This is a genomic window from Lysobacter soli (assembly GCF_003382285.1).
GTDB classification, from domain to species: domain Bacteria; phylum Pseudomonadota; class Gammaproteobacteria; order Xanthomonadales; family Xanthomonadaceae; genus Lysobacter_J; species Lysobacter_J soli.
On the sequence record NZ_QTJR01000026.1, the window covers coordinates 1 to 4,721 of the forward strand.

Below are 4,721 nucleotides of genomic sequence, written 5' to 3' on the forward strand. Positions count from 1 at the left end.
GGGGACCGGCGTCGCGTAGCGGCGCCGGCTCGCGTCAGGAGCGGATGGTTTTGGTTACTTTTGCCGAAACAAAAGTAACCCGCTCGCTTGCGAGCGGAAGCTTTGCACTTGCTTGAATGCTGTTGCTACAGCTTTTCTAATGGCTGCGGTCCAGGCCGCAACAACAAAGATCAATATCACGAGCAACAGCTTCCGCCCTGAAGGGCGGGTTACTTTTGTCTTGGCAAAAGTAACCAAAACCGTTCGCTCCTGACGCGAGCCGCCGCTGCGCGGCGGTGCCCTGCGCTCCTCGCCGGAAAAGGGACGTCGCCCGAACTCGCTACGCTGCGCTCCGCTCAGACAGCGGGCGACTCTTCGCCCTTTTCCGGCTGCGGTGCTCGGCTCGCTTTAAGTCGCTGGGCACGGCAACGGCAAAGCAACAGCAACAGCAACAGCAACGGCAAAGGCAAAGGCAACGGCAACAGCCACAGCAAAAGCAGGCCCCTTCTGGCCCACCCCTTGCAACACCCCCGCGACGCCACGAACCCGTCACACCCCCAGCGCCAATTCCTCGTCACAAAGCCAAATTGTGACCGCCATCTCCGTGCCCACCCGCGTCACTGCCTGACGCAGGCGCACAGGGCCAGTCAGGAACACGTCGCAAAGTAAGGGCGGCCCCTACAACACGACAGGTTTGCCCCGAGAGATGTCCGGGCACGCCCTGATTCGTTTGCCGTCACCTTCACATCACGATGACTTCCGTGCCGCCGGCTCCGGCGGATGGGGACACAACCGTGAAAGCAACGATGAGCCCGAAGCTCGGGCTGGGCGTCAACCTGACGCCGCAACTGCTGCAGTCGATCCGCCTGTTGCAGCTCACCGCGCCGCAGCTCGAACTCGAGCTCCGCCAGGCGCTGGAGCGCAACCCGCTGCTCGAGCAGGACGAAGCCGAGGACGAGGGGGTCGACTCGGCGACGGACGCGCAGCAGGAAGCGGCCGCATGGGACGAGCTTCCGGAGCCGTCGTTCCTGTCCGGCGGCAACGGCGGCGGTGAGTTCGACGACGACGCCGCTTCGCGGATCGCCGACGGGGAATCGAGCGATCCGCGCGTGCGCCTGCTGCAGTCGCTGTCGCTGCAGTGGAAGCCGCGCGACGTCGAACTGGCCGCGTGGTGGCTGGACCAGTGCGACGATCGCGGCTACCTCGAAGCCCCGCTCGACGAACTGCACCTGCTCGGTGCCAGCTCCTGCAATGTCGATGCCACGGAACTGGAAATCGTCCGCCAGCGCCTGCTCCACGGCGAATGGCCGGGCGTGGCCGCGCGCGACGCCGCCGAATGCCTCGATGCGCAGCTCTCGCTGCAGCCCGAATCCGAAGCCCGCACGCTCGCCGCGCGCATCCTGGCCGATCACATCGACCTGCTCGCGATGCACGACGAAGCCGCGCTCGCCAGGGCGCTGAAGGTCGACGCCGAGGCCGTGCGCGCCGCCGTCGCGCTGATCCTCACCCTGCGCGCCCATCCCATCGCCGATGCCGCCGTCAACGAACGCGACATCGTGGTGCCCGACGTCGTCGCCTGGCGCGCCGACGGCCGCTGGCACGTCGCGTTGAACGGCCGTACCGCGCCGCGCCTGCGCATCGCGCCGCATTGCGAACGCGCCCTGGCCGATGCGCCGGGCGACGTGTCCGCGCTGCGCGGCCTGCTCGACGAAGCGCGCTGGCTGGTGCGCGGCGTGGCGATGCGCAACGACACGCTGCTGCGCACCACGCAGGTGCTGGTCGAACGCCAGCGCGCGTTCCTGGAGCGCGGCGAGGAAGCCATCGCCCCGCTGACGCTGCGCGAAGTCGCCGACGCCATCGGCATGCACGAATCCACCGTCTCGCGCATCACCAGCGGCAAGTACCTGCAGACGCCGCGCGGCACGATCGAACTCAAGCGCCTGTTCGCGGTGCGCCTGGACGGCGCGGAAGTCTCCGGCAGCGCGGTCAAGGCGATGGTCAAGCGCCTGATCGACGACGAACCCTCGCACGCGCCGCTCGCCGACGACACCATCGCCGGCCTGCTCGCCCGCCAGGGCGTGCGCGTGGCGCGCCGCACCGTCGCCAAGTACCGTGACCAGCTGGCCATCGCGCCGGCGCGCCAGCGCCGCCGTCCGGCCGCTCTCATGGCGAAGGCGGGCTGAAACCATCATGCGTGAACTGCGAATCCTCATCGTCGACGACCATCCGGGCTTCATCAGCGCGGCGATCCGCCACCTGCGCAAGCAGCCGTGGGCGAACGTCGTCGGCACCGCGGGCAACGGCATCGAAGCCATCACCCAGTGCGAGACGCTGCGTCCGGACGTGGTGCTGATGGACATGGCGATGCCGGAGATGGGCGGCCTGCAGGCCGCACGCCTGATCAAGGCGCAGGACGAACCCCTGCCCTTCATCGTCATCGCAAGCCATTTCGACGACACCGAGCACCGCGAGCACGCCCTGCGCGCCGGTGCCGATGCCTTCGTCAGCAAGCTGGCCTACATCCAGGACGTGCTCCCGCTGCTGGAGCGCCTGGCCACGGAAGAAACCCCATGAGCGAGTCCCGCATCCTCCTGATCGACAACGACCTCGCGCGCGCCGAGCGCGTGGCGACGCTGCTCGAGTTCATGGATTTCACCCCGCGCATCGCAAGCGATGCCAGCGAGATCAACCTCGATCGCGCGCGCGCCACCGACTGGGTCGCCGTCATCGCCGGCGACACCAGCGGCGACGCGGCGGCATGGGACCGTTTTGCCGCGTGGCTGGGCTCGCACCCGATGCATCCGCCTGTGCTCGAACTGCCGGGCCATGGCGACAACGCCAGCTGGCGCGTGCAGATCCACCCCGATTCGGTCTGGGCGCTGGATTATCCGATCCGTCGCACGCAGCTGCAGGACGTGCTGCGTCGCGCGAGCCTCAAGCGCCTGGACGACGACGCGCGCCGCGAGATCCCGCAGGTCGGCCCGACCGGCCGCAGCGCCGCCGTGCTGCGCCTGAACCGCATGATCGACCAGGTCGCCAACTTCGACACGACCGTGCTGATCCTCGGCGAATCCGGCACCGGCAAGGAAGTCGCCGCGCGCGCGATCCATGCGCGTTCCAAGCGTCGCGAGAAGCCGTTCGTCGCGATCAACTGCGGCGCGATCCCGCCGGACCTGCTGGAAAGCGAACTGTTCGGTCACGAGAAGGGCGCCTTCACCGGCGCGCTGACGCAGCGCAAGGGCCGCTTCGAGATGGCCGAAGGCGGCACGCTGCTGCTGGACGAAATCGGCGACATGCCGATGGCGATGCAGGTCAAGCTGCTGCGCGTGCTGCAGGAACGCTGCTTCGAGCGCGTCGGCGGCGGCGCGACGATGAAGTGCGACGTGCGCGTGATCGCCGCGACGCACCGCAACCTGGAATCGCACATCGCCGAAGGCAAGTTCCGCGAGGACCTGTTCTACCGCCTCAACGTGTTCCCCATCGAGATGCCCTCGCTGCGCGAGCGCGCCGCCGACCTGCCGGACCTGATCAACGCGATCTCGCGCCAGCTGTCGGACAGCGGCCGCGGCCGCGTGACGCTGGCCGGCGACGCGGTCGCGATGCTGCAGCAGTACGCGTGGCCGGGCAACGTGCGCGAGCTGAGCAACCTGCTGGAACGCCTGTCCGTGCTGCATCCCAACGGCCTGGTGCGCGCCGACGACCTGCCGGCGCGCTACCGCTGCACGCTGCCGGCCGAAACGCTGGCCTCGATCGACGCGATCCAGCCGGAAGAACCGGCGCCGGTGATGGCGCTGATGCGCGAAGCCGAGGCGCCGGATCCGTCGACGCTGTCGCCGACCACGACGCTCCCGCCGCAGGGCATCGACCTGCGCGGCCACATCGCGAACATCGAACTGGACCTGATCCGCGCCGCGCTCGCCCAGACCGGCGGCGTCGTCGCCCACGCCGCACCGCTGCTCGGCCTGCGTCGCACGACCCTGGTGGAAAAGCTGCGCAAGTACGGCATCGAACGCGACACGATGGAGCTGGCGGAGCTCTGATTTTTTGGCCGGGCGGTGGTAGCGCTCGCAACGTGATTCGTGATTCGTCACCGAAGCCGTCATCCCGGCGAAAGCCGGGACCCTGGCCCGTAACGCACGGGCACTCCCTGCACGGCGAACCCACGTCACCGTCATTCCAGCGGAAGCTGGAATCCATCTGGCTTCTGCGTTCGGTCGAGACGCAACAGCGCAGCGCTGTGCGGCAACGATCGTTCAACGGAGAGGCTTCGTTACCCCTCACCCCAACCCCTCTCCCGATGGGAGAGGGGCTCAAAGCGGCGCCGTTGCTCCAGTAGCGTCAAGCCTGCTCTTGCTGTAGCTCTTGCTGTAGCTCTTGCTGTAGCTCTCGCTGTTGCTGTGCTTACCGCTGTTGCAGTTGCCCTCGCCTTTCCCAGCGACTTAAAGCGAGCCGAGCACCGGAGCTGGAAAAGGGCGAAGAGTCGCCCGTTGTCTGAGCGCAGCGAGTTCGGGCGACGTCCCTTTTCCGGCGAGGAGCGCAGGGGACCGGCGTCGCGCAGCGGCGCCGGCTCGCGTCAGGAGCGGATGGTTTTGGTTACTTTTGCCGAAACAAAAGTAACCCGCTCGTTTACGAGCGGAAGCTTTGCACTTGCTTGAGTGCTGTTGCTTTGCTGCTGCTTGAGGGGCGGCCCCGCAACAACAGGATCAACATCACGAGCAACAGCTTCCGCCCTGAAGGGCGGG

The 4,721-nt window shown here is 67.6% G+C and carries 3 protein-coding genes; all 3 read left to right on the plus strand.

Annotated features, from left to right (window positions below; translation table 11 throughout):
* Positions 1–773 precede the first annotated feature (773 nt).
* Genes rpoN through DX912_RS18100 form a run of 3 tightly spaced genes read left to right on the plus strand, consistent with a single transcriptional unit; the run spans position 774 to position 4,019 of the window.
* Positions 774–2,162 (plus strand): RNA polymerase factor sigma-54, encoded by a 1,389-nt coding sequence (gene rpoN / locus DX912_RS18090; RefSeq protein ID WP_115845004.1) that lies wholly within the window; start codon positions 774–776, stop codon positions 2,160–2,162.
* A 7-nt stretch (positions 2,163–2,169) separates the two neighbouring features.
* Positions 2,170–2,553, plus strand: coding sequence for a response regulator (locus tag DX912_RS18095; protein WP_115845006.1), 384 nt, complete (start codon positions 2,170–2,172; stop codon positions 2,551–2,553).
* A complete protein-coding gene (locus DX912_RS18100; RefSeq protein WP_115845008.1) occupies positions 2,550–4,019 on the plus strand; it encodes a sigma-54 dependent transcriptional regulator in 1,470 nt (489 codons plus the stop codon). The genes DX912_RS18095 and DX912_RS18100 overlap by 4 nt, the downstream gene beginning before the upstream one ends.
* The last annotated feature ends 702 nt before the right edge of the window (positions 4,020–4,721 follow it).